Here is a 25915-nt window from a genome sequence, read left to right on the forward strand (position 1 = left end):
CAGACGCTAACACAACGGCTCGGCCCAGCACTCCGGAGCGCGAACTAGTCACAAGAGCGCGTTGTAGCGCGCTCCGATGACCGTTTCCCGCTCCGCGCGCCCATAGGTATCTGCAAGGTGGCCGGGACTGCTGCACGATCCGGTGACAGATTCGGTCACGCAGCCTGTGTGGCTGGTGTGGTCATGATGGTCTCGAACTCGACAGGCGTCAATCTGCCGAGCCGGAGCTGACGTCGCCGGCGGTGATAGGTCCGCTCGATCCAAGTCACGATCGCGATGCGCAACTGCTCGCGTGTGGCCCATCTCTGCCGGTCGAGGACGTTCTTCTGGAGCAGCGCAAAGAACGATTCCATCGCGGCATTGTCGCCGGCCGCACCCACCCGACCCATCGATCCGACCAGGTCGTGGCGGGCGAGGGCGCGGACAAATTTCCGGCTGCGAAATTGCGATCCACGGTCGGAATGAACCACACATCCGGCAACCGAGTCCCGCCGTGCCACTGCCGATTCGAGGGCCGTGACAGCCAGACGGGATTTCATCCGATCGCTGATCGAGTAGCCGACGATCCGGTTCGAGTACACGTCCTTGACCGCACACAGGTAGAGCTTGCCTTCCTCGGTTCTGTGTTCGGTGATATCGGTGAGCCACAAAGTGTTTGGAGCATCCGCGGTGAAGACGCGGCCGACGAGATCATCGTGCACCGGCGGCCCGGAGCGGCCCTTCTTCGAGCCACGTTTCTTGCCGAACACACTCCACCACCTGTTGGTCGAACAGATCCGCCACGCCGTGCGGTCCGACATCGACTCGCCCGCATCGCGGGCTTCGTCGGCGAGGAACCGGTAGCCGAACTCCGGGTCCTCGCGGTGGGCGTCGAACAGGGCGTTCGCCCGGTACGCCTCCTCGAGTTCGGCGTCGGTGACCGGGTCGGCGAGCCACCGGTAGTACGGCTGGCGCGCGATCCCCAGAACCCGGCACGTCACCGCGACGGGAATCCCGCCGGCGGCCAGCTCGCGGACGAGCGGGTACATCATTTTCCCGGAAGATTCGCCTGTGATAGATACGCCGCGGCCCGCCGCAGCACTTCGTTCTCCTGCTCAAGCAACCGGATCCGCTTTCTCAGCTCGCGGTTCTCTCTGGACTCCTCGTTCGTCGTCCCTGGCTTGGTGCCGTCCTCGACGTCGGCATTCCTGAGCCAGTTGGTCAGGCAGGATTCGCTGATGCCGAAGTCGGCGGCGATCTGCCGCAGGTGCTGACCTGGTTCGCGGTTGCGGGCCACGCGGACGACGTCGTCGCGGAACTCTTTCGGATAGGGCTTGGGCACGGGGTCCATCCTTCCAGCAGTGCCTCACGGCACCACAGTTCAGATGTCACCTATCCGTGCAGCAGTCCCGCCTGATTCGCAGGATCGGATTGATTGTGATCGCAATCGCAGATACTGTCTGCACCGTTCCGAATAGCCAACGGGCGAGCGGATGGAAGTCGCATCGGTTGTTCCCCTTGCCCATTCGACCCCGATCGAATGCCAGCCGGACGCCGACACAACCGCTCGAGCGCGCGAAGTGGTCAGAGGCGCGCGTTATTGCGCGCTCTGATGACCGTTTCCCGCTCCGCTGTCGGGGTCGGTGATGGTGAGTTGGCGTGTCCAGTCGGATTCGGTGTTGAGGAAGGCTTCTCCGCCTGCCGCAAAGGCGTCGCGAAGTTGGGTGAGTGCTTCTATGAACTGCTCGACGCGTTCCTTCGCGGATTCCGGGGTTCCAGCCGCCTTGCGGCGATACCCGGCGGCGAGCTGCTGTGCAGAGTCGAAATCGCCGAAACCGGCCGTGAATGCCAGTTTTTCGGTGACTCTTGCAGAGCTTCGGAACTCTTCGAGCATAACGTCGCATATACGCACGATCTCGGTGATGACTTCTGGTTCCAGCCTCACTGCCTCGGACATGCCTACTCCCCGCAGTATTCAGTCTTGGATGAATGGTTCCAATGTCGTTGCCAGATCCAGAACGCCCGCGCACCATTCATCTTGGGGGACTGCACCGGGGTGATCCTTGTGATAGATGCGACTCAGGCCCACGATTCCGAAGGTCGTCTGTAAGACGTATCGGCACGTGTCTCGCGCGTTCGGGTCGACTTCGACGAGTGCGGGCCGCCCATTTATCTGCACTGACTCGGCGACATGCCCGTTCCTTTTCAGTTCCTCGTCGAGTGTGACGTCCCCAGCCAGCACAAGCAGGTCGTAACGAGCCAGTACACCTGGGACGCTGATGGTTCCTTCGTAGGCGCAGCCGAGGAAGGTGTACGTCCCCATCGGCATGTCCGCGATTTCCTTCTTGGCCGCGTCGTACCCCGCTGCGTTCATGACGTCGTCGGGGATGTCGTAGCAGGGGTCGAAGGTGACTGGCGGGCGGCCGGAGTCGTCGGTGATGCGCGGGGTTCGGGTGGTCGACGTCGTGGTCTCGTCTCCAGCGGCGTCGTCCGCGGCGCTCGGGCTGCACGCCGTCACCACTGCCGCGACTGTTGCGAACGTGACGATGCCCCACCTGCCCATGCGACCCCCCGATCGATTGTCGGGCAGACGCTAACACAACCGCCAGCAGTACTCCGGAGCGCGAAATGGGCATCGGTGCGCGTTATTGCGCGCTCTGTTGACCGTTTCTCGCTTCGCTGTCGGGGTCGGTGGCGGCGAGTTGGCGGGCCCAGTCGGATTCGGTGTCGAGGAAGGCTTCTCCGCCGGTTGCGAAGGCGTCGCGAAGTTGGGTGAGTACTTCTATGAACTGCTCGACGCGTTCTCTTGCTGACTCAGGTGTGCCTGCGGCTTTGCGACGATAGCCTGCGGCGAGTTGCTGAGCGGAGTCGAAGTCGCCGAAACCATGAGGATTACCCAACAGCGACGTAATTTCCAATGCTTCCCGGAACTCGAGCAGCATCACTTCACAGATCCTGACGATTTCTTCAACAACGTGCGGTTCGAGCCGCGTGAAGTCGGTCATCAATCCCACTCGTTCCTTCTGCTCGGTCATGCACCGACGAATGGCTCAATTCTCTCGACGAATTGATCGAGGCCAGCACACCACTCGTCCACAGGTACAGGCCCGGCGTGGTCCTTGTGGTAAAGCCGATTGAACAGGATGATTCCGAAGTCGGCTTCGAGGACGTAGGTGCATTCGTCGTTGCCGTTCGCTCCGACTTCCCGTAAGGCGCGACGTCCATTGATGGTGGTTGTGGTTGAAACAACGCCGTTTTTCTCGAGTTCTTCTTCGAGGGTCACGTTGCCCGCCAGGATGATCAGCCCGTAGCGAGCAAGTGCTCCAGGAATATGGATGGTTCCGGCGTAGCGGCAACCGAGGAAGGTGTGCGACCCCATGGGCATGTCCGCCATCTTCTTCTCACTCGCGTCGTACCCCGCTGCGTTCATGACGTCGTCGGGTATGTCGTAGCAGGGGTCGAAGGTGACGGGCGGGCGGCCGGAGTCGTCGGTGATGCGCGGAGTGTGGGTGGTCGAAGTAGCGGCCTCGTCGCTCGTGGCCGGCTTCGCCGAACCCGGACTGCACCCCGTCCCCATGACAGCCAGTGCTGCGAGCGCGACGATTCCCCACCTGCCCATGCGACCCCCCGATCGATTGTCGGCCAGACGCTAACACAACCGCCAGCAGTACTCCGGAGCGCGAAATGGGCATCGGTGCGCGTTATTGCGCGCTCTGTTGACCGTTTCCCGCTTCGCTGTCGGGGTCGGTGATGGCGAGTTGGCGGGCCCAGTCGGCTTCGGTGTCGAGGAACGCTTCTCCACCGGTGGCGAAGGCGTCGCGAAGTTGTGCGAGAACGAGGGTGAATTGTTCAATGCGCTCGATTGCAGATTCAGGGGTGCCGGACGCTTTGCGTCTATAGCCAGCGGCAAGTTGTTGGGCGGACGCGAAGTCGCCGAAGCCACGAACGTCAGGGAGCTTCGCTGCGGTCGTTTGGGCGTCCTCGAACTCCCGAAGCATCACCTCGCAGATACGGACAATTTCGTCGACGACATGCGGTTCGAGCCTGGCGAAGTCACTCATCGAGGGTCCTTCGAATAGTTGTGGTTCACGTGGGGAGGAAAGGCTCAATCGAGTTGGCAAGCTCCTCCAATCCTGTGCACCATTCCCCGATCGGAGCAGATCCTGGGTAGTCCGTGTGGTATATCCGGGTGAGCATGAGGAGGCCGAAGCCAGTTTCTACGACGTATTTACAGGTGTCATTCCGATTTGGATCGACTTCGAGGAGGGCGCGTCGGCCATTGATGGAAACTGCTGTAGCGATGTGCGCGTTGTTGCTGTGTTCTTCATCGAGTGTCACGTTTCCAGCAAGAATGTTGAGACCATATCCGCGTCTGGTACCAGGAATTTTGTTGTCATCGCGATATGTGCATCCTAGGAACGTATAAGTCCCCATCGGCATGTCCGCGACTTCCTTCTTTGCCGCGTCATACCCAGCTGCGTTCATGACGTCGTCGGGGATGTCGTAGCAGGGGTCGAAGGTGACCGGTGGTCGACCGGAGTCGTCGGTGATGCGCGGGGTGCGGGTGGTCGACGTCGTCGTCTCGTCTCCTGTGGCATCGTCCGCGGCGCTCGGACTGCACGCCGTCACCACTGCCGCGACTGCTGCGACTGCTGTGAGCGCGACTGTTCCCCACCTACCCATGCGACCCCCCGATCGATTTGTCGGCAGACGCTAACACAACGGTTCCACCGCGCACGCGGGCGCGCGAAATGGTCGTCGGCGCGCGTTATTGCGCTCTTCGCAGTTAGCAGTGGCATTGGCGCCGGCTGGGTGCGACCCGACGTGACCGTCGAGTGCAGGCCCACCGTACCCGGCGGCGTTGGTTCTCCGGGGTACGGAACCCGAACGCGATACGGCCGACGTGCTTGACGATGCGGTTGTAGCCTTCACTGCGCGCATTCGACAGGCCGGTGGTGATCGCCAGGATCATCGGTTCCTGCCACGCCGAGACGGTCGTCGCCAGCTTGCCGATCTCCGGACACGGCATGCCGCGCAGAACGTGTAGAACCGATACAGCCTGTCGGATCTCATGGCGAAGGCCACCACGATCGGTGCAGCGCAACACATCGCGCAGTAGTTCTTTGGCGATCCATGCCGCAGCGATGTCCCCGTGCGGGTCGGCGGCGGTCAGCTTCTCGAACAGGGCCGATCGTTGTTCGTCGGTCAGGCGTTCGGAGGCCCGCAACAACCGTCGTCGATTGATCCATTCGACATCGCTCTTGCGGCCGCGCCGACCCCGCTCGGCCTGGGTGACCCTGCGCCGGACGGTATCGACCATCTCGTTGGCCTTCTTGACCAGGTGGAACCGGTCCACCACCAGTTGTGCGTGCGGCAGTGCCTCGCGCACCGCCTTCGCATACACCGACGACATGTCGATCGCGACATGGGTGATCTGTGCCTTCCACGTCTCGTCGCGGGCGTCGAACCAGTCGATCACCACCGCCGAGGTGCGTCCGTTGACCTGCGCCAGCAACCCTTGATCGCCGGTCAGGTCGACCAGTCCGGTGTCCCACCGGTCCACCCATCTCCGTTCCCCGGTCTCGGGCAAGTTTCCCATTTCGCCTTCCCGCGTCGGGTCTCATCGATCCCGAGCACCATCACCGGCTCAGGCTCGCCGGCCAGGGCGGCGTCGGCGACCACGACGAGGTGGCCGTGGACGGTGTGCCAGGCGCACCCGTAGTCGCCGGCGACCGCGGACACCGACCGGTCCCCGTCGAGGACCGCCTCGACCAGCAGCGCCTTCGCTCGTGGCGTGACCCGTGCCCGGGACGGCACCCCGGCGTCGACTCGGTGAACACCTTACGGTCACAGGAGGTATTGGTGCACAACCATTTCCGTTTCCGCCACACCAACAGCGGACGGTCGGGTCCGACCTGCACATCCCGCGGTCTGGTGGTGACCCAACCCTTCGAGCGCGATGATTTCTGCCCGCACTGCGGGCACATCCCGACCCATTCGGGTGCCGTTGCGATCTGCACGATCCGGCTGTCGTCGACCGTGCGCTGCACCGATTCGACGATGACGCCGTCGAGATCGAGCAGCAATGAACTACCGTGGTGCATGCCCGCGTTCCTTGCTGTCCTGGATGCCTGAGAACACCCAGCTCACAAGGGCGCGGGCCCTTTTTCAATCACCGACACGGCAACGGGTCGATCGGCACCAGCCCCTACCAAGTGCGAAGAGCCGTTATTGCGCGCTCTGATGACCGTTTCCCGCTTCGCTGTCGGGGTCGGTGATGGCGAGTTGGCGAGCCCAGTCGGATTCGGTGTCGAGGAATGCTTCTCCGCCGGTTGCGAAGGCGTCGCGGAGTTTGAGGAGGGCGAGAGTGAACTGCTCGATGCGTTCGACTGCGGATTCCGGTGTGCCGGACGCTTTGCGTCTGTAACCAGCCGCGAGCTGTTGCGCTGACGCGAAGTCCCCGAACCCCTCGACGTTGAGCAGCCTACGCGCTGTCTCCTGCGACTCGTCGAATTCATCGAGCATGACTTTGCATATCCTGAGAATCTCGTCCAAGACGTGCGGCTCGAGTCGGGCGAAGCCGGGGGGCATAGCACTCCTTGCAGGTCAGCTGAGAAAGGGTTCGATCGACGCGACGAGTTCCTCAAACCCGTCACACCACACCTCGATGGGCGGACGAGTTACGGAGTCCGAATGGTAGAGCCTGTCGAAAATAACGATTCCGAAGTTTGTTTCCAGGACATACGTGCAGGCGAGTGACGCCGACGGGTCGACTCGTAGGAGTGCAGCCCGGCCATTGATCGATGCCGGTTCGGAAATGTGCCCGTTCTTCTGAGCTTCTTCTTCGAGGGTGACGTTCCCCGCCAAGATGTTGAGCCCGAATCCCCGACTAACGCCAGGGAGGTAGTCGTCGTTCTTGTACAGGCATCCGAGGAATGTGTACGTCCCCATCGGCATGTCCGCGACTTCCTTCTTCGCCGCGTCGTACCCGGCCGCGTTCATGACGTCGTCGGGGATGTCGTAGCAGGGGTCGAAGGTGACGGGCGGTCGGCCGGAGTCGTCGGTGATGCGCGGGGTGCGGGTGGTCGACGTCGTCGTCTCGTCTCCAGCGGCCTCGTCCGCGGCGCTCGGACTGCACGCCGTCACCACTGCCGCGACTGCTGCGAGCGCGACGATTCCCCACCTACCCATGCGACCCCCCGATCGATAGTCGCGCAGACGCTAGCACACCGACGCGGGTCGATGCTCGACGCGCCGAATGGTCATCGGTGCGCGCTATTGCGAGCACCGATGACCATGTCGTTTGCTGCTGTCCGGATCTCAGGGGTCAGGACGAAGACACGGGTACCGTCGGCTCCACGACCTGCCTCTTCGGCTGCGTGCGCACGTGCGTCGTGTACAGGGCCAATCCCACGAAGACGATGCCACCCACCATGTTGCCGAGGACCGTCGGAATCTCGTTCCACACCAGATAGTCGCCGATCGAGAAGTCTCCTCCGAGAAGCAAACCGGACGGGAACAGGAACATGTTGACCACCGAGTGTTCGAAACCCATGTAGAAGAACAGCAGTACCGGCATCCACATCACGATCACCTTGCCGGGGACGCTCTTGGACATCATCGCGGCCACCACGCCGGTGGACACCATCCAGTTGCACAGGACGCCACGAAGGAACAGCGTCATCATTCCGGCGGCGCCGTGCTCGGCGTAGCCGAGTGTGCGGGCCTCACCGATCTCACCGAGGCGTTCACCGACAGCGTCCGGTGGAATCGAGTACCCGTAGGTGAGGACGAAGGTGATGAACACGGCGACGGTGAATGCGCCGAGGAAGTTCCCGACGAAGACCAGGCCCCAGTTGCGCAGCATCGCGCCGATCGTCACACCGGGGCGCTTGTCCAGATAGGCGATCGGAACCATCGTGAAGACGCCTGTGAGCAGGTCGAACCCCAGAAGGTAGAGCAGGCAGAACCCGACGGGGAAGAGCAGGGCACCGAGGAGGGCGTTGCCCGTCTGTACGGTGATCGTGATCGCGAACGCGGCCCCCAGGGCGAGGATCGCGCCTGCCATGTACGCGCGGATGAGCGTATCGCGCGTCGACATGAGGACCTTGCTCTGACCGGCATCGACCATCGCGCGGGCCAATTCGGCGGGTGGAACGTAGGACACGGCTACCTCCTGGTGCGAACAGTGCGCGGACCAGTGTCGGGACGGTGCATGTCCCAGGGGTTGCCTCACCGTAAGGCCGCGTTGCGTTCTGCTCGCGTCACGCGCCTGTCGGCTGTGAGGATCCTGTCGGACTCCCGGCTCGAGGGCGTCGCGACCGTCGGACGAGGTCGACCGCGCGCTCGCCCTACGCCCACGACGGTTCCGTCGTGGTGTCGAGACGACGGTCCGGGTGGTGATTGCGACGCGGCGGAACGGGCTACCCATCCGGGTAACCACCGGAAACATCGCAGTCGGGAGGCACGTTCATGAGTGACGACAGTTTCGGCACGCGCGACACCCTGGAGGTCGACGACACCGACTATCGCATCTATCGCATCGACAAGGTCCCGGGCTCGGAGCGATTGCCCTACAGTCTCAAGGTCCTGCTGGAGAACCTGCTGCGCACCGAGGACGGGCGACTGGTCACCCGGGAGCAGATCGAGGCCGTCGCGGGTTGGGATCCGAAGTCGACGCACAACCCGGAGATCCAGTTCTCCCCGGCACGCGTTCTCATGCAGGACTTCACCGGCGTGCCGTGCGTCGTGGACCTCGTCGCCATGCGCGACGCCATGACCCAGCAGGGTGGCGACCCGAAGCGCATCAACCCGCTGATCCCCACCGAACTGGTCATCGACCACTCGGTGATCGCCGACGTCTTCGGCACCGAGGACGCCTTTCGGATCAACACCGACCTCGAGTTCCAGCGCAACCGCGAACGTTATGAGCTACTGCGCTGGGCGCAGGGAGCGTTCGACGACTTCAAGGTGGTCCCGCCCGGCACCGGCATCTGCCATCAGGTGAACCTCGAGTACCTGGCCCGCGTCGTCTTCACGCGGGAGGACGAGGACGGCGGGCTCGTCGCCTATCCCGACTCGCTTGTCGGCACCGACTCGCACACCCCCATGATCAACGGCCTCGGTGTCGTCGGCTGGGGGGTCGGCGGCATCGAAGCCGAGGCGGCGATGCTGGGCCAGCCGGCGTCGATGTTGATCCCGCAGGTCGTCGGCTTCAAGCTCACCGGCGAACTGCAGGAGGGCACCACGGCGACCGACCTCGTGCTCACCGTCGCCGAGATGCTCCGCAAGACAGGCGTGGTCGGCAAGTTCGTCGAGTTCTTCGGTCCCGGTGTCGCCAACGTGCCGCTCGCCAACCGCGCGACCATCGGCAACATGAGCCCCGAGTACGGCTCGACGATCTCGATCTTCCCGATCGACGACGCGACCCTCGACTACCTGCGTCTCACCGGTCGCGACGAGGGGCAGATCCGCCTCGTCGAGGCGTATGCGAAAGAACAGGGTCTGTGGCACGACCCCGATCGCGAACCCGACTACAGCGAGGTCGTCGAACTGGATCTGTCGAAGGTGCGACCGTCCGTCGCCGGCCCGAAGCGACCGCAGGACCGCATCCCCGTCGCCCTCGCGCCGAAGGCCGTGACCTCGCTGCTCAACGGTGAGGAAGTGCCCGACGTCGTCTCCCGCGTCCAGGACTCGGGTGTCGACGAGGGCGTGCTCGAATCATTCCCTGCCAGCGACCCGGTGTCGGTGCGCAGCGAGGACTCCCGCGACGAGCCGCGCGACCCGGTGCCCGACGACGCCGACACCTCGGCGCCGCCGTCGAAGAAGGTCCCGGTGCGGGTCGGGGACGGCGACGAGTTCGAACTCGACAACGGACACGTGGTGATCGCGGCGATCACATCGTGCACGAACACGTCGAACCCGTCGGTGATGATCGGTGCGGCGCTGCTCGCCAAGAAGGCCGTGGAGAAGGGGCTGCGGAGCAAGCCGTGGGTGAAGACCACGCTGGCTCCAGGGTCGCGGATCGTCACCGACTACTACGAACGTTCGGGTCTGACGCCCTATCTCGACAAGCTCGGCTTCAACCTCGTCGGTTACGGCTGCACGACCTGCATCGGCAATTCCGGCCCGCTTCCCGACGAGATCGCGGCCGCGATCGACGAGCACGACGTCAACGTCTCGGCCGTGCTGTCGGGCAACCGCAACTTCGAGGGACGCATCCATCCGCAGACGAAGATGAATTTCCTCGCGTCGCCGCCGCTGGTGATCGCGTATGCGCTGGCCGGGTCGATGCTCGTCGACCTCTTCAATGACCCGCTCGGCACCGACAGCGAGGGCAACGAGGTCTACCTGCGCGACATCTGGCCCACGACGCAGGAGATCCAGGAGGTCATCGACGACGCGGTGCGCGCGGAGATGTTCGAGACCGGTTACCAGGACGTCTACACCGGTGACGAGACGTGGCGGAACCTCGACGTGCCCGACAGTGAGGTGTTCGAATGGAAGGACGAGTCGACCTACGTGCGACGTCCTCCCTACTTCGAGGACATGTCGTCGGAACCCGAGCCGCTGCGCGACATCGAGGGCGCGCGGGTACTCGCGCTGCTCGGCGACTCCGTGACCACCGACCACATCTCGCCGGCCGGTGCGATCCGACGCGACAGCCCCGCGGGTCGCTACCTGCAGGAGCACGGCGTCGAGCAGGCCGACTTCAACTCCTACGGGTCGCGACGCGGCAACCACGAGGTGATGATCCGCGGCACCTTCGCCAACATCCGACTGCGCAACCAACTGGTGCCGGACGTCGAGGGTGGCGTCACCCGCTATCTGCCGACCGACGAGCAGATGAGTATCTACGACGCCGCGCAGAAGTACGCGGAGGACGGCACACCGCTGGTCGTGCTCGCGGGCGCGGAGTACGGGTCGGGCTCGTCGCGTGACTGGGCGGCCAAGGGCACGTTGCTGTTGGGGGTGCGCGCGGTGATCGCGCAGTCGTACGAGCGCATCCACCGCTCCAACCTCATCGGTATGGGCGTGCTGCCGTTGCAGTTCCCGGAGGGCGAGTCGGCGCAGAGCCTCGGCCTGACGGGGGAGGAGGAATTCACCATCACCGGTCTGGCGGACAGCGACGAGATCCCCGAGACCGTGCACGTGAAGGCGGGGGACACGGAGTTCGACGCGACGGTGCGCATCGACCCCCCCGCCGAGGCCGAGTACTTCCAGCACGGCGGAATCCTGAAGTACGTGCTGCGTAAGCAGCTCGCGCAGTAGGCAGCGACAGACGGGGGCTCGTGGCTACTGCGCCGCGAGCCCCCGTTCCGCTGCGGCGGTGCGCACCGCGTCGATCACGAGGCGCAGCGGCGGCCGTTCCGACGCGACCCCGCGATGCGCGATGGAGATCGTGCGCACGAGCGGTTCGGTCAGCGCCACCACCTCGACCCCGGGTGAGCTCAACGTCAGCCCGAGATCGGAGACGAGCGTGACACCCAGCCCCGCGGCGACCATCGCCAGCGCCGTCGCCTGCTCACCGACCTCGTGGTTGATCCTCGGCTCGAACCCCGCACGTTGACACGCGAGGCTCACCGCGCGGCCGAAGTGCGAGTTCGGGCCGGCCAATCCCCACGGATGCTCGGCGAGGTCGGCGAGTGCGATGGTGCCCGCCGGCACCGTCCCGGGCGGCACCGCGGCGTGCAGTCGCTCGACCGCGATCACCACCTTGGTCAGCTCCGGATCCCACAACATCGGGTAGCCGGAGTATTCGATGACGAACGAGAAGTCCAGCGATCCGTCACGGACGGCGCCGGCGGTCTCCTCGGGGGCGAGCTCTCGCGTGCGGACCTCGATGCCGGGATGCTCGGTGGCCAGCAATGCCAGCGCGCTGGGGATCAGAGTGGATGCGACGGAGGCCCATACCCCGGCGGTCAGGCGCGCGGTGACCCCGTCGCGGGTCTGTTCGAGCGCGGTCGTCGCGCGCTCCACCGACTGCAGGATCTCCTCGGCGTGTTCGGCGAGCAGCACGCCCGCCTCCGTCAACTGGACCCGCCGTCCCCTTCGCACGAAAAGCGTTGCGCCGACGTCCCGTTCGAGTTGGGTGAGCTGTTGCGAGACAGCCGAGGTGGTGTAATGCAGGGCGAGTGCGGCGGCCGTGACGGTGCCTCGGCGATGCAGTTCTCGAAGCATCCGTAACCGGCGCAGGGACAACTCCATGCCGTCAGCGTAGGGCGCGCCTGGGGACCTGCAACCGCTGTGAGCTCGCGTTGTGTAGAAATCGTGAACTCCGACCTTCGAGTTTCGTAACTGGACGCCCCGCGCCGCCCCCGGGCACGCTGGCGTCACCGGCCGAATCGACGTAGCGACGGCTCTGACGAACGGGGGACCGCATATGACCACCATGGCAACACGCGTCGACGCGGTGGACACCCGCAGGGACGAACCCTTCCTGCGTCTCACCTGGACGGACCCGATGACAGGTGCGTACGGCTATCTCGTCGTCCACACCCTGGTGGGCGATCTGGCGACCGGTGGCACCCGCATGCGGGCCGGGTGCACGATGTCGGAGGTCGAGGACCTGGCACGCGGCATGGCCGCGAAGACCGCGGTGTTCGCCCTGCCGGTGGGCGGCGCGAAGGGCGGGATCGACTTCGACCCGAAGGACCCCCGTGCCGTCGATGTGCTGCAGCGCTTCTGCCAGGCGATGCGTCCCTGGTTGAACGCGCACTGGGTCACCGCCGAGGACCTGGGCGTTCCCCAGCACCTCCTCGACGAGGTCTTCGAGCGGCTGGGACTGCACCAGTCCTTCCACGCCGCGATCAACCGTGCGGCAGACCCGGCGATCACCCTGGACCGGGTGCGCACCTCCCTGAATGCGCCGGTCTACGGCGGCTTCCTGCTGGGTGACGTGATCGGTGGTTACGGCGTCGCGCAGGCCTGCATCGCCACCGCGAACGCATACCGCTGGGCACCGGTCGAGACCACCGTCGCGATCCAGGGAATCGGCACGATGGGTGGCGGCGCAGCCTGGTATCTGCACGAAGCGGGCATGCGCGTGACCGCCGTCGCCGATGCCGCAGGAACACTGTATTGCGCTGACGGACTGGACATCCCGGCACTGCTCGACCTCCGCGACGAGTACGGGGAGATCGACCGCTCCCGCGTCCCGTCGCACGTCGAGCAACTGCCCCGCGACGCGGTGATCGGCATTCCCGCCGACATCTTCGTCCCCGCCGCCATCTCTTACGCCATCACGGCGGAGAACGTCGGCCGGGTCGCCGGGCGGGTCGTGATCGAAGCCGCGAACTCCGCGACGACGCCGGACGCCGAAGCCGTGCTCACCGGCCGCGACATCCCGGTGATCCCGGATTTCGTCGCCAACGCCGGTGCGGTCGCGTGGGCGTGGTGGGTGCTCCTCGGGTGGGTGGGGACCGATCCTGAGGATTCGTTCCAGCGCCTGCGCAGCGAGATGCTGACCAAGATCACGTTGCTGGTCGAGCGGTGGGCGCTCGATCATGTGCCGCCGCGGCAGACGGCACGGGAGCTCGGCACGACCAACCACGCTCCGAGCGCCTCGCGCACGATCACCATCCCTTGACACGTCGACCTCGCTCATTCCTGCAGGTCAGCATCTTGACGGCGAGACTCGGCGGAAATGGCGGCGCGCGTCGTCCGGGTCCGGAAACGCGTATGTCGACCAAGACTTCTAAGGTGGACATGCCCGTCTCCGTCGACGGGCGGAAGGACGTCCGCAAGGGTGAGTGGAGTGCGAGTGGGGTCAGGCGAGCGCGAACCCGAATTGAGGGATCGCGTGCAGCGCCTGCTCGCCTTCCTGGCCGAGCTCGTCAAGGCCCGCAGCGCACCCGTCCGCGTCGTCGACAAACACCGCGCCGTGATGTCCCTCGAGGAGGGAAACATCAGGGCCGGGCTGCGGGCCCATGCCGCGTCGGGCGACATCATTCTGCGCGCGCGTCGCGCTCAGCTCGAAGAGCCCCCGCGTCCGCCCGCCGAACTCGCGAAATACGTGCACGGAGACATCGCGGAGTCCGCCGTCGAGCCCGAACTCGACCCGCAGGCCATCGATATCGACGGTCTCGACGCCTGGCTGACGGACTGGCGGACGTGGGCGGTCGTCGACCGCGAGCGGCAGGCCGCCTCGCATCTGTACAGCTTCCTGCAGCGAGCGATGCTCGACCTCGAGGACCAGCCGGAATCGCTGGAGCTCGTCGTCGCGTCGGGTCTGCTGCACCTGTCCGAGGGTGTGGCGGGCGCGCGGGTCCACACGCACCTGATCACGCAGACCGCGCTCATCGAGCGGCAGGGCGATTCCGGCGACCTCGTGGTCCGGTTGAGTCCCAGCGCCGGACCGTCGCTCGAAGACGTCCAGCTCCTCACCGGACTGGAGATCTTCGACCCGACGAGTGTCCGCGAACTGCACGATGCGCTCGTCACCCAGGTTGCGTCGCCCCTCGACCCCGCGGCCCGCGCGTTCCTGAAGAGCTGGGCCGAGCGTGCGCTCACCGTGCCGGTCGACGTCGTCGATCGTGCGGACGAAGCGTCGTCGTCGGATGCGTTCGTGACGCAGTCGCCGGTCCTCGTGCTGCGTAAGCGCGGCGCCCACGCGCTCATCGAGTACTACAACCGCATGACCGAGGCGGCCGCCGAGGAGTCGAATCCGGTGCCGCTCGGGCTGGCGCAGCTCGTCGAAGCGATCGAACCGGCCGACCGGGTCGCGTGGCTCGACCGCATCGGCACGCCGTCGACCGAGTTCACCGGGGAGCAGCTGCTGCCGCTGCCCGCGAACGAGGAACAGCGCGACATCATCGACCGGCTCGCCGGCGACAGCGGCGTCGTGGTCGAGGGTCCGCCGGGCACGGGCAAGACCCACACCATCGCCAATATCGTCGCGGCGCTACTCGCGCGTGGGCAGCGTGTGCTGGTCACCAGTGAGAAGGCGCAGGCGCTGCGTGTGCTCCGGGAGAAGCTCCCGTCCGAGCTGCAGGAACTGTGCGTGGCCGTCACCGACCCGGTGCACGGCGGCACGGTCGAACTCACTCGCAGTGTCAGCGAAATCGCCATCCGCAAGGCACAATTCAACGTTCGGCGCGCGCAGGAACGCATCGACGAGCTCACCACGCAACGCAACGACGCACTCGAGCGTCGCGCGACGCTGATGGAACAGATCCGGCAGGCGCGCGCGGAGGAGACCGAGGCCCACGCCGATGTCGCCGCCGGCTACGAGGGGACGGCCGCGTCGATCGTCCGGCGGGTCCGCGCGCACGAATCCAAGTACGCGTGGTTGCCCGCGCCTCTGCTCACCGACACCCCACCGCTGACGGTCGACGAACTCGTCACCCTCCACTCGCTGCATCAGCGGTCGAGCGTCGAGCGGGCGCGCCGTCGCCAGCAGCGCTTCCCCGAACTGTCCCTGCCCACCCAGAGAGAACTGCAGTACGCGTGCGCCGCCGTCTCCCAGGCGTCGAGCGGCACGACCAACGGTGAGACGCAGGGATTGCTGCGGATCCTCGAGGGCGCGTCGCTCGAAGCACTCGGCCGTATCCGCGACCTGTGCGAGCAGTTGCAGGGTGCCCTCGAGGACGCGGACCGGCTCGACGCGCGGATCCGGCGCGTCGCCGACGACGTCCTGTCGGGCCGCGCCCAGCACCTGTGGGGGAAGACCGCCGAGCTCGCCAGGCTCGTGCAGGCCGCGCAGGAAGCCGACCGGATCGTCGGCGCCAGCTCCGTGGACATCTCCGCGACGGGACGACAGGCATTCGAGGCGTACGACGCGCTCGCCCGCAAGCTCGAGGCCGGCGACACGTGGCGCAGCGGATTCAGCCGGTTCCGGCGCAGCGACGAGCAATCCGCCGTCGAGGCGCTCGGTGAGATCGCGACCGTCGACGGTGTCGCCGCCACCACCGCCCAGACGGCGCGCATCGTCGCCGAACACCTTCGTGCGCTCGAGGCGATCCGGGTCGCGCGGGTGGTCCTCCGCGACCTCGGCATCGACATCGAACTGGACGAGTCGCGCAGCCGCGCGGTCGGCACCCTCGCGTTTCTCGACCGGGATCGCGCCATCGTCGACAATCTCGTGGCCCGGGTGCACGACGTGGAATCGGCACTGCGCGAGGTTCATCCGGGGGCGCCGCGGATCACGAGCATCGAGCAGGCGCGGGCCACATCCGAGTCGCCCTGGACCATCGCCGCCGCGGGCGGGAGCAGCGCAAGAACTGGCTCTGAATCCCCTCCACGCGCGTCTGGAGCCAGATCTCCGGGGGAGCGTCGCCCGAAGGACGCGCGCTGGCCCGTGCCTTCCACGACGCCGACTTCGACGCCATCAACGCGGCCCTGGATGCGTGGGACCGGGCGGCGGGGGAGCAGCGTGAGGAACTGGAACTGGTCTCCCTCCACGCGCGTCTGACCACCGCAGCACCCGCACTCGCTCAGGTCCTCGCGGAGAATCCGTTGAGCCTGGCTTGGCCGGTTCGTCTCGCCGACATCGACGAGGCGTGGGCGTGGCGACGCGCCGACGAGTGGGTGCGACGCTTCCACGAGCGCAGCGACGACGGACAGTTCGAACGCGACCTCGACGCACTCGAGAAGGACATCGCGCGACTCACGACCGAACTCGTCGAGGAGAAGGCGTGGAGCGCGTGTCTCGACCGCACCACCGCCGAGCAGGTGCAGGCACTCCACTCGTACCGCGACCACATCGCGAGCATCGGTAAGGGCACCGGCCGCTACGCGGAGCGCTATCGGGCGGCGGCACGCGAGGCCATGCAGGTCGCGCAGGGTGCGGTGCCGGCCTGGGTGATGCCGTTGCAGCAGGTGCTGGCTTCGATTCCACCGGAACAGAATTCGTTCGACGTCGTCATCGTCGACGAAGCGAGCCAGACCGACATCAGCAGCCTGTTCCTGCTGTGGCTGGCGCCGCGCGTGATCGTCGTCGGCGACGACAAGCAGTGTGCGCCGAGCGCGGTGTCGCTGGGTGCGCTCGACGGGGTGTTCAGCCGTCTCGACTCGTATCTGCCCGACATCCCGAACTACCTGCGCGACAGCTTCACTCCGCGCTCGAGTCTGTTCTCGTTGCTGCGGTCGCGGTTCGGCAGCATCGTCCGGCTGCGCGAGCACTTCCGGTCGATGCCGGAGATCATCGCGTGGTCGAGCGACCAGTTCTACGCCGACGACCCGCTCGTGCCCATGCGGCAGTACGGCTCCGATCGTCTGCAGCCGCTGCGCACCACGCTGGTCGAGGACGGCGCCGTCACCGGACAGAACTCGACGCTGACGAACTACGCCGAGGCACACGCCCTCGTCGACACGCTCGTGAAGTGCGTCGAGGACCCCGCCTACGACGGCAAGACCTTCGGTGTCGTGGTGCTGCAGGGGCAGCTGCAGGTCGACATCATCCAGAACGAACTGCTCGAGCGACTCACCCCAGAGCAGTGGGAGGAACGCAGGCTCCGCGTCGGCACGCCCCCGGACTTCCAGGGCGACGAGCGGAACGTGGTGTTCCTGTCGATGGTCGTGGCGCCCGAACAGAACATCGCCGCATTGACGCGGACCGAATACCAGCGACGGTTCAACGTCGCCGCCTCGCGTGCCCAGGACCAGCTGTGGCTGTTCCATTCGAGAACCATCGACACGCTGCGTCGCGCCGACCTGCGGTACTCGCTGCTCACCCACATGCGGACGACGTCCCCGCGGCCGGCCGAGCCGATGCCCGACGGCGTGACGCGCGACGAGCGGCACGAGGCGTTCGACAGCCTCTTCCAGCAGGACGTCTTCCTCGACATCGCCGCCCGCGGCTATCACGTGAATCCGCGGGTCGAGGTGAACGGTCACTTCATCGATCTCGTCGTGACAGGGGAGGCGGGCAAGCTTGCAGTCGCCTGCGACGACGAGCAGTGGCACACCAGCCCCGACCGACAGAACGCCGATCTGGAGCGGGAGCGTGAACTGCACCGCAGCGGCTGGAAGTTCTGGCGGGTGCGGGAATCGGAGTACTACCTCGACCCGGTCGCGGCCCTGTCGGGACTCTGGGAGGAGCTGGAGCGCCGCGGAATCACGCCCGGTCGCGTGGATATGCGATCGATCGCAGCGACGGATGTTTACTGAAACAACTCGGTAGCATCGGTTATCGACCGGGAACGTTACAGTGCGTCTTTTCACGCCCCTTCTTCAGCGAAGTGCACGGATTCCTGATATTTATTGATGCGCAACGAGTCTCGTTGCACATAATTCCCCCTTGCGACAGGAGTCCCCCATGGAAGAACTTCAGGCCCTCGTCGAGCTGGCGAAGCTGCTCGGCCCGTTCATGGAGCTCATCGGCAGCATCAGCAGCCTCAGCGGCCAGTAATATTCGGGCAGCGAAGAATCCCCGAAGGTGTTTCCTTCGGGGATCTTTCGTGTGTGCCTAGGGGGTGCCGCTCTCACCGCTCACGTGCACATATGCGACACCTCTCCGCGGCAGGGGCCGCGTCGACGAACTATCTGTACCCGTGAATCGACATACTCCGGTTCGCATTCCTGTGTCGATTCACAAGCAATATCGACGTTCTATCACGGGGTGGGGAAATAAATGTGAAGGAAACTCGATCCGTCGGATTAAAAATGAGGGTGAATTCGCGTCGTCACCCATCCGACAGTGCGTCGAAGACAGCCGCCACCCGCGATTCGTCTTCGATTCCGAGGATGTCCGCCCAGAAGAACGCCGCCTCGGCGGTGTAGGTGTGGCCGTGGCCGCCCGGTACTTCGGCGGCGAACACCATGTCCAGGGTGACCTGCCAGAAGGTGACGAAGGGAATCCACGACATCCCCTTGTCGATGTCGGCGCCGCGCTCCTCGCGCAGCCAATCCGGGCGGTGCCGGACCAACTGGGAGGACCACCACACGATCGGATCGCTGGGGTGCTGCCAGTACACGATGCGGGGAGATTCCCAGTCGCGCAGGCCGTCGAGATCGGTGAGGTCGTCGGGAGTCGCAGCGAATCGCACGTTCTGCCCGCCGTAGATCACCGGAAGAATTTCGCGACTTCCCGGATCGCGCGAATCGGTGATGCGTCGCCACTGCTCCGTGAAATTCGGTGTGCCCACCCACAGTGCGCCGTCGGTTCGGGTGATCATGTCCTGCACGCCGGCGAAGGCCGATTGACCTCCGTACGAACCCAGCGACTCGCCGAAGACGAGCAGCTTCGGCCGGGTAGTCGGATCGAGAACACTCCACCTCGCGTACACCGCTTCGAACAGCGCACGACCTGCATTGCGCGGCGAGACCCGGTCGGCGAGAAAGGCCAAGGGGCTGGCCAGGAACGAATACTGCATGGCCGCGATGGCTGAATTGCCGTCGGAAAGGTATTCCAGTGCGGCGGCGACGTCCTGGTTGACCCAGCCCCGGCCGGTCGTCGTGGCCACTGCCAGGTACTCCCGGTCGAAGGCGCCGGTGCGATCGAGTTCGGCGACGACATGGGACGCGAGTACCTCCATCTCGTCGAACTCGGTGTAGCGGTCGAGGCTGTCCAGCGAGCGGTAACCGGCGTAGACCCGGATCGGCATCATTGCGGGTTCACCGGTCACCGCGGTGATCTCCTCCGGAGACGGGCCACCTGCGACGAACGTGCGCCCTTCACGTCCCAGCGAATCCCACCGTTCGAGCGACGCGTCGGAGCCGGATCGCTCCGGCGCCTGCGGCTGCTCGACTCCGTCGGCGGTGCCTTCGTCGACGGCCATCGCCGAGCCGTTGGCGATACGCGCGATCTGGACCGACAGCAGACCCTCGACCGCCCAGAACACGAGGAGCCCCACCAGCACGACACTCACGATCCGCGCCAGAGGGGCCGGCAACACGCGGACGACGAGCGCGGTGACCCACTGTGCCACGCGACGCAGACCACGACCGATCACGAGCAGAAGCAGTGCCACGAGCACGGCGACGAACAGCACACCCGGATAGTCCCAGCTACTGCCGGGTTCCATCTCGACGAGCTCGCGGCTGATGTCCTGCCACCACGAGCCGAGGACGAGGAAGGTCGGCCCCACCACGACGGCGGCCAGTGCGAGCAGATACCAGCCGACCTTCTTCACGGTCGCCGACCAGTTCGTCTCGACACCGCACTTGCGGACGATCCATGCGACGAGTACACCGATGCCGTAACCCGTGACGACGCTGATGCCGGTCGCGACGCCCTGCAGGTACCAGGGGCGTGGAAGCAGGGACGGTGACAGCGACCAGCAGTAGAACAGCAGCGCGACGGCCAGACCGACCGGATGGAACCGTCCTAGCCATCGCAAGGTGCCGTCCTTCAACCGAGCCGGGAACGACGGTTCGGGCTCAGGAAGCGCGGGTGGTGTATCGAGGGTCGTGGTCATCGGCGGTCGCTTTCGTCGGAACCCAAGGTGCGCAGGAGGGCAGGGCGAGGTGACGGAATGCGAAGCCGTGATGGAGAAGGTAGCAGACGAGCAGGATGCGTGCCGTGTTCGTCTACTCGTCCGCGGTGTTCAATTGTTCGACGGCATCGGCGATGCGCTGGGTGTCGGCGAACGTCCATCCCTCGGGGGACGTCACCGCGGCCCAGCCGTAGGGGATGAGGTCCTCGTAGTTGTGCCCGTGACCGACGGGCGGCGACGTGCCGACCATGATGTCGGCCGCGACCTGAGCGAAGGTGACGATCGGGTACCACCGCATCGACGGTGAGCGATCCGAGCCCGGAGGTTCGGCGAGCCAGTCGGGTCGCTCGAACAGCAGTCCCGGTCCCCACCACACCACCGGATCGGACGCGTGCTGCAGATACAGGATCCGCGGGTCGCTCCACGGTCCGCGCTGGTCTTCGAGCGTCTGAACGTCGGAGGCGAACCGCACCGCGACGCCGTCCTCGTAGACGGGAAGGACCTCGGGGCTGCTGGGATCTCGATGGTCGACGATGCTGCGCCACAGCTGGTTCGAGTTCGGAGGGCCGACGAACAGCGCGCCGTCGATCTTGCTGCGCATGTCGTCGAGGCCGTCGAAGGCCGCCTCGGCGGATTGAGATCCCAGGCTTTCGCCGTAGACCACCAGCTCGGGTCGCTGATCCTCCGGCAGTTCCGACCAGCGTTCGTGGACCCCGTTGATCAGTGCGTTACCGGCGGCCTTGGCAGCGGAACCGTCGACGAGGAAAGAAATCCAGCTCGGCAGGAACGAGTACTGGATCGCGGCGATCGCCGAGTTGCCGTTGTAGATCATCTCGATCGAGTCGGCGGCGAACGGATTCACCCACCCGGTCCCGGTGGTACCGGCGACCACGAGGATCTCGCGTTCCCATGCCTTCGTACGGTCGAGTTCGTCGAGGATCAGCTGCACCTGTTCGTCGGTGGTGCCGTCGGCTTCGAGCCCCGCATACACCCGTATGGGTTCGAGCGCGGGAGTGCCGTTCAGCTCGGTCAGCTGCTCGGCGGTCATCCCGCCTGCGACGAACGTGCGTCCCTGACGACCGAGGCTCTCCCACGACGACGGAGACGCCGGGCTGCCCGACCGCTCGGGAATCCGAGGCTGCTCCACGCCGGGATCTGTGCTGTTGTTGTCGTCGGCGAACACGATGCGTGCCGCCACCGAGCTGCTCGCGAGGAGAACTTCGTCGACGAAGACGACCACCGCGAGCACGAGAATCACCGGTGCGAGAACGCCGGCCGCAGCAACCGGAACACGAAGGCGGGTCGCGAGAAACTCCGCGAAGCGTCGTCCGACCCACCGCAATCCACGTGCGATGTAGAGGAGGGCGGCGAAGATCGCGACGCTCACCAACCCGGTGCGCAGATACGCGAAGCCCGTCGTGGCCTCGATGCCCATGAGGGCGCGGACCTCGTTCTGCCATCCCGCCGCAGCGAACAGACTCCCCAGAAGCGTTCCCACCGCGGCGAGAGCGACCACCACCTCGGCGATGCGCCGGACCGTGTGACGACGTCGCCACCACGTGAGGCGTGGAGCGATCCATCGCCGCGCGGGGAAGGCGACGAGGACACCGATGCCGTACCCGACGATGCCCGTCGCGCCGCTGATCAACCCTTGGTAGTACCACTCGCGGGGGATGAGGGAGGGGCTCAGGCTCCACGCGAAGAAAAACAGGGCGACGACGAGGCCGACGAAGTCGAGGCCGAAGACGGAGAGGTGGCGTCGACTCGGATGACCTTCGTTGGATGCTGTCGCACTTGTATCGACTTGCGTGCTCACGGGAGTGACCCTAACCCGGTCGGTGACCCGCCGCGGGCCGAGCGAAACCGTCCTCTAGTCCCATTCGAGCTGGGTGTGAAGAGTGATTCTCGCGACGATGTTCGTTCGTAACTCTAACGGACGGTCAATCGATACGTCTGTGTGCCCGTCTCGGACGGGCGTGTTCTCGTAACAAGGAGGCAAGTGGTGTCGAACATGAACGTGCAGGTCGAACAGGCGGGACTGCTGCACGGATAGGTGACATCTGAACTGTGGTGCCGTGAGGCACTGCTGGAAGGATGGACCCCGTGCCCAAGCCCTATCCGAAAGAGTTCCGCGACGACGTCGTCCGCGTGGCCCGCAACCGCGAACCAGGTCAGCACCTGCGGCAGATCGCCGCCGACTTCGGCATCAGCGAATCCTGCCTGACCAACTGGCTCAGGAATGCCGACGTCGAGGACGGCACCAAGCCAGGGACGACGAACGAGGAGTCCAGAGAGAACCGCGAGCTGAGAAAGCGGATCCGGTTGCTTGAGCAGGAGAACGAAGTGCTGCGGCGGGCCGCGGCGTATCTATCACAGGCGAATCTTCCGGGAAAATGATGTACCCGCTCGTCCGCGAGCTGGCCGCCGGCGGGATTCCCGTCGCGGTGACGTGCCGGGTTCTGGGATCGCGCGCCAGCCGTACTACCGGTGGCTCGCCGACCCGGTCACCGACGCCGAACTCGAGGAGGCGTACCGGGCGAACGCCCTGTTCGACGCCCACCGCGAGGACCCGGAGTTCGGCTACCGGTTCCTCGCCGACGAAGCCCGCGATGCGGGCGAGTCGATGTCGGACCGCACGGCGTGGCGGATCTGTTCGACCAACAGGTGGTGGAGTGTGTTCGGCAAGAAACGTGGCTCGAAGAAGGGCCGCTCCGGGCCGCCGGTGCACGATGATCTCGTCGGCCGCGTCTTCACCGCGGATGCTCCAAACACTTTGTGGCTCACCGATATCACCGAACACAGAACCGAGGAAGGCAAGCTCTACCTGTGTGCGGTCAAGGACGTGTACTCGAACCGGATCGTCGGCTACTCGATCAGCGATCGGATGAAATCCCGTCTGGCTGTCACGGCCCTCGAATCGGCAGTGGCACGGCGGGACTCGGTTGCCGGATGTGTGGTTCATTCCGACCGTGGATCGCAATTTCGCAGCCGGAAATTTGTCCGCGCCCTCGCCCGCCACGACCTGGTCGGATCGATGGGTCGGGTGGGTGCGGCCGGCGACAATGCCGCGATGGAATCGTTCTTTGCGCTGCTCCAGAAGAACGTCCTCGACCGGCAGAGATGGGCCACACGCGAGCAGTTGCGCATCGCGATCGTGACTTGGATCGAGCGGACCTATCACCGCCGGCGACGTCAGCTCCGGCTCGGCAGATTGACGCCTGTCGAGTTCGAGACCATCATGACCACACCAGCCACACAGGCTGCGTGACCGAATCTGTCACCGGATCGTGCAGCAGTCCCGGCTGCTCTGGCGCCGTTCTACCTGGTGTTCGACGTGTCGTACTCGATGGCGGAGGAGATGCCGGCTCTCAATCAAGCTCTTCGGGATTTGAAGAACGAGATGCTGAAGAGCCCCATCCTGGCCGACATCGCCCGTGTCTCCCTGATCAGCTTCAGCACCGATGCGCGTGTGGTCATTCCGATGATGGATCTCGCTCACGACGAGCGGATCGGGCGCGGTGACCTATTGGAGGAGGAAGGCGCGACGTCCTACGTGGAAGCTTTCCAGACGTTGAAGGACCAGATTCAGCGAGATCTTCCGTTGCTCAAGGCGGAGTCCGGTGGCGCCGTCTATCGGCCCATGGTGTTCTTCGTGACGGACGGTCGCCCGACCGACGACGACCACGAATGGCGCCGGGCCTTTCAGGATCTGACGATGGCCAAGCCGTTTCCGAACATCATTCCCTTCGGCTTCGGTGATGCGAACGGTGAGATCCTGAAGGAGATCACGTTCCCCAAGAAGCGCGGGGAGAGCTACTACTTTATCGCCCGTCAGGGATTGGGGCGCGCCGAAGCCATGGCTGCGATTGCCAAGATCGTCGTTCAGTCCGTTGTGAGTTCGACCCAGTCGGCGGCAGACGGAATGCCGCGCGTGAGCTTGGAGAAGGCTGGGACAGAGCATGTTCTCCAGCAGGCGCCCGCTTGGGACATGGTGTGAGCGACGTTCTGCGAGGGAACTCGCATGAGCGCGGAACGATCGATCTCAAGCATCCTGAGCCGTACACGGTAGGTGACCCGGGGCGCGCATACACCGAGCTCGGAGGTGGGGTGCCGTTTCGCTCGGTGATGCCGCCGGATTCGATGTGCGACGCGTTCGATTGCTTCGGATGGTCGCTCAGGGCGGCGTCGGTACGCGGACTCATGCATCGCAGCGACGGATCGCCTCGTCAAGATGCGTACGCGGTGCGGTACTCGCCGGATACCGATCGATTCGCCGTCGCCGTATGTGACGGTGTCGGTAGTGCTCCGCAGTCTCACATTGCCGCGGAAGCAGCTGCGAATCGCCTGGTCGATCGCGCAATGGATGGTGCGATGGCGAGCGACAGCGAGTGGTGGACCGAGACGTTCCAGGTTGCGTCCGACGCTGTCACGGCCGCTGCCGCGAACCTCGGGATGTCGGATGCGTCAGCAGCCGGGGTCCGTGAGGTAATGGCAACGACAGCGATCCTTGTCGTCGTGGACAAGGTGTCGGTTTCCGGTTCGTGGACGGTGCGCTATGCGGGCATCGGCGACAGCTCCTTGTGGCTGACAGACGTGTCTACAGACGACGAGGCGGCATGGATCCCCGTCCTCGGAGGCAAGGCCGTTGCAGAAGACGTTGCCACCAATCGAACGTCGGCCCTGCCGCTGCGCGTCAGTACCTCCGTGCGGCCGGGGCAGTTCACTCTGCTCGAGGGACAGCTGCTCCTCGCATGCACGGATGGTGTCGGTGACGCGTTCGGAGCGGGAGACGGCGAAGTCGCCCGGGCGCTCAAGCAGTCATGGATGAAGCCGCCCACCGCATTGAACTTCGCAGCTCAGGTTTCCTTCGGAAGGAGGAGACTTCTCGATGACCGAACCGGCGTCGCACTCTGGGCCCCCACAGGTTAGGAAGTCCGGGCTCGAGTCGTGGTTCCGGGATGTCTTCAGAGACACCTTCTTCGACTCGGAGAAGGCATGTGTTGTCGTAGTGGCATGCATTCCGGTATTGACGATGGGGGCGATTGGAGGAATCCTCTGGCGTCCACTGGGTGTAATCGGATTGCTCTGGGGCGCCTACCTGTTTCGCTTCTTCCATCGTGAGGTCCAGAGGGCCGTTGCAGTGATGAAGTTGGACGTCGAACGTTTTCGTGGTGAGCGTTGCGGCCATGTTCTGCTGGTTTGCATACTCGCGGTGGCGATGTCGATCCCGCTGACGCAGGTGTTCTTCGCGAACGACCTGAGGGCGATGGCGGCTCCGACGGTTGCAACAGTGGAAGCGGACACGAATGATCTGGACACAGTCATTCCAGAGGCGATCTACGGGTCGGCTCCGAGTTCGCCTTCGTATGGTCCTTGCGAAACGATCCAACGCTTCACCACTACTTCTGTTGCGTGGCCGTGCTATTCGGCCGTCGGTTATCTACGTCTGTGGCAGATGTCGTCGGCTATCGCCATGATGGCCTGCATATCGCTGTTGGTCGTCGGATTCCCCTCCGCACTGCTATGGCATGTCAGGTCTCGACGATGAGTCGAAGCATGCA

Annotated in this window: 20 protein-coding genes and 3 pseudogenes; 7 read left to right on the plus strand and 16 right to left on the minus strand. The window is 65.1% G+C overall.

The window, feature by feature from the left end; all coding sequences use genetic code 11:
• Positions 1–155 precede the first annotated feature (155 nt).
• The 13 genes and pseudogenes from IM25_RS13030 to IM25_RS13080 form a co-directional block, all read right to left on the minus strand.
• Positions 156–1321, minus strand: a protein-coding gene (locus tag IM25_RS13030; RefSeq protein ID WP_112320133.1) for an IS3 family transposase whose coding sequence is annotated in 2 segments (ribosomal slippage) — positions 156–1046 and positions 1049–1321 — 1164 coding nt in all. Because the reading frame shifts where the segments join, the coding sequence is not laid out codon by codon here.
• A gap of 255 nt (positions 1322–1576) precedes the next feature.
• A complete protein-coding gene (locus IM25_RS13040) occupies positions 1577–1936 on the minus strand; it encodes a hypothetical protein (RefSeq protein WP_033098784.1) in 360 nt (119 codons plus the stop codon).
• Between the two features lie 18 nt (positions 1937–1954).
• A complete protein-coding gene (locus IM25_RS13045) occupies positions 1955–2542 on the minus strand; it encodes a DUF3558 domain-containing protein (RefSeq protein ID WP_065996099.1) in 588 nt (195 codons plus the stop codon).
• An 82-nt stretch (positions 2543–2624) separates the two neighbouring features.
• A complete protein-coding gene (locus IM25_RS13050) occupies positions 2625–2984 on the minus strand; it encodes a hypothetical protein (RefSeq protein ID WP_033098795.1) in 360 nt (119 codons plus the stop codon).
• 26 nt (positions 2985–3010) lie between these two features.
• Complete coding sequence (locus IM25_RS13055) at positions 3011–3598, minus strand: DUF3558 domain-containing protein (protein WP_033098786.1); 588 nt, start codon at positions 3596–3598, stop codon at positions 3011–3013.
• 82 nt (positions 3599–3680) lie between these two features.
• Complete coding sequence (locus tag IM25_RS13060; protein WP_033098787.1) at positions 3681–4040, minus strand: hypothetical protein; 360 nt, start codon at positions 4038–4040, stop codon at positions 3681–3683.
• A gap of 25 nt (positions 4041–4065) precedes the next feature.
• The gene (locus tag IM25_RS25495; protein ID WP_084295006.1) at positions 4066–4662 is read right to left on the minus strand and encodes a DUF3558 domain-containing protein; all 597 of its coding nucleotides are present in this window, start codon (positions 4660–4662) and stop codon (positions 4066–4068) included.
• A 103-nt stretch (positions 4663–4765) separates the two neighbouring features.
• Positions 4766–5542 carry an ISL3 family transposase gene (locus tag IM25_RS26845; protein WP_232333321.1) on the minus strand — a complete coding sequence of 259 codons (777 nt, stop codon included), beginning with the start codon at positions 5540–5542 and terminating at the stop codon, positions 4766–4768.
• Positions 5509–5796, minus strand: a complete 288-nt coding sequence (locus IM25_RS26850) for a helix-turn-helix domain-containing protein (RefSeq protein ID WP_232333322.1) — start codon at positions 5794–5796, stop codon at positions 5509–5511. Before IM25_RS26850 ends, IM25_RS26845 begins: the two co-directional genes overlap by 34 nt.
• A gap of 101 nt (positions 5797–5897) precedes the next feature.
• Positions 5898–6083, minus strand: a pseudogene (locus IM25_RS27465) (ISL3 family transposase); the annotation flags it as partial.
• Between the two features lie 124 nt (positions 6084–6207).
• Positions 6208–6504 (minus strand): hypothetical protein, encoded by a 297-nt coding sequence (locus IM25_RS13070; protein WP_232333323.1) that lies wholly within the window; start codon positions 6502–6504, stop codon positions 6208–6210.
• Between the two features lie 81 nt (positions 6505–6585).
• Entirely contained in the window at positions 6586–7170 is a 585-nt protein-coding gene (locus IM25_RS13075; RefSeq protein WP_065996100.1) for a DUF3558 domain-containing protein, read from the minus strand.
• A gap of 136 nt (positions 7171–7306) precedes the next feature.
• Positions 7307–8146, minus strand: coding sequence for a formate/nitrite transporter family protein (locus tag IM25_RS13080; protein ID WP_033098790.1), 840 nt, complete (start codon positions 8144–8146; stop codon positions 7307–7309).
• A gap of 305 nt (positions 8147–8451) precedes the next feature.
• On the opposite strand from IM25_RS13080, the gene IM25_RS13085 reads away from it, so the two are divergent.
• Positions 8452–11250, plus strand: a complete 2799-nt coding sequence (locus tag IM25_RS13085; RefSeq protein ID WP_065996101.1) for an aconitate hydratase — start codon at positions 8452–8454, stop codon at positions 11248–11250.
• A 24-nt stretch (positions 11251–11274) separates the two neighbouring features.
• Here the strand turns inward: IM25_RS13085 and IM25_RS13090 are convergent, their stop codons facing one another.
• Complete coding sequence (locus IM25_RS13090) at positions 11275–12186, minus strand: LysR family transcriptional regulator (RefSeq protein WP_065996102.1); 912 nt, start codon at positions 12184–12186, stop codon at positions 11275–11277.
• 175 nt (positions 12187–12361) lie between these two features.
• Between IM25_RS13090 and IM25_RS13095 the strand changes: the two genes are divergently transcribed.
• Positions 12362–13567, plus strand: coding sequence for a glutamate dehydrogenase (locus IM25_RS13095; RefSeq protein WP_065996103.1), 1206 nt, complete (start codon positions 12362–12364; stop codon positions 13565–13567).
• 213 nt (positions 13568–13780) lie between these two features.
• Positions 13781–18087 (plus strand): annotated as a pseudogene (locus IM25_RS27615) (AAA domain-containing protein).
• 515 nt (positions 18088–18602) lie between these two features.
• Here the strand turns inward: IM25_RS27615 and IM25_RS13105 are convergent.
• Together IM25_RS13105 and IM25_RS13110 are read right to left on the minus strand one after the other, a co-directional pair.
• Positions 18603–20336 carry an alpha/beta hydrolase gene (locus IM25_RS13105; protein WP_084295007.1) on the minus strand — a complete coding sequence of 578 codons (1734 nt, stop codon included), beginning with the start codon at positions 20334–20336 and terminating at the stop codon, positions 18603–18605.
• 112 nt (positions 20337–20448) lie between these two features.
• Entirely contained in the window at positions 20449–22170 is a 1722-nt protein-coding gene (locus IM25_RS13110; protein WP_033098794.1) for an alpha/beta hydrolase, read from the minus strand.
• A 287-nt stretch (positions 22171–22457) separates the two neighbouring features.
• Here IM25_RS13110 and IM25_RS13120 point away from each other — a divergent pair.
• The 4 genes and pseudogenes from IM25_RS13120 to IM25_RS13135 all read left to right on the plus strand — a co-directional run bounded on the left by IM25_RS13120 (position 22458) and on the right by IM25_RS13135 (position 25902).
• A pseudogene (locus IM25_RS13120) lies at positions 22458–23622 on the plus strand (IS3 family transposase).
• 57 nt (positions 23623–23679) lie between these two features.
• Positions 23680–24351 carry a vWA domain-containing protein gene (locus IM25_RS13125; protein WP_157126950.1) on the plus strand — a complete coding sequence of 224 codons (672 nt, stop codon included), beginning with the start codon at positions 23680–23682 and terminating at the stop codon, positions 24349–24351.
• On the plus strand, positions 24348–25283 hold the full coding sequence (locus IM25_RS13130; protein ID WP_157126951.1) for a protein phosphatase 2C domain-containing protein: 936 nt from the start codon (positions 24348–24350) through the stop codon (positions 25281–25283). The genes IM25_RS13125 and IM25_RS13130 overlap by 4 nt, the downstream gene beginning before the upstream one ends.
• Positions 25243–25902: a hypothetical protein gene (locus tag IM25_RS13135; protein ID WP_033098710.1), complete on the plus strand. Its 660-nt coding sequence runs from the start codon at positions 25243–25245 to the stop codon at positions 25900–25902. The genes IM25_RS13130 and IM25_RS13135 overlap by 41 nt, the downstream gene beginning before the upstream one ends.
• Positions 25903–25915: the final 13 nt, after the last annotated feature.

The organism is Rhodococcus sp. p52 (assembly GCF_000763325.2).
Taxonomy (GTDB): Bacteria; Actinomycetota; Actinomycetes; order Mycobacteriales; family Mycobacteriaceae; genus Rhodococcus; species Rhodococcus pyridinivorans.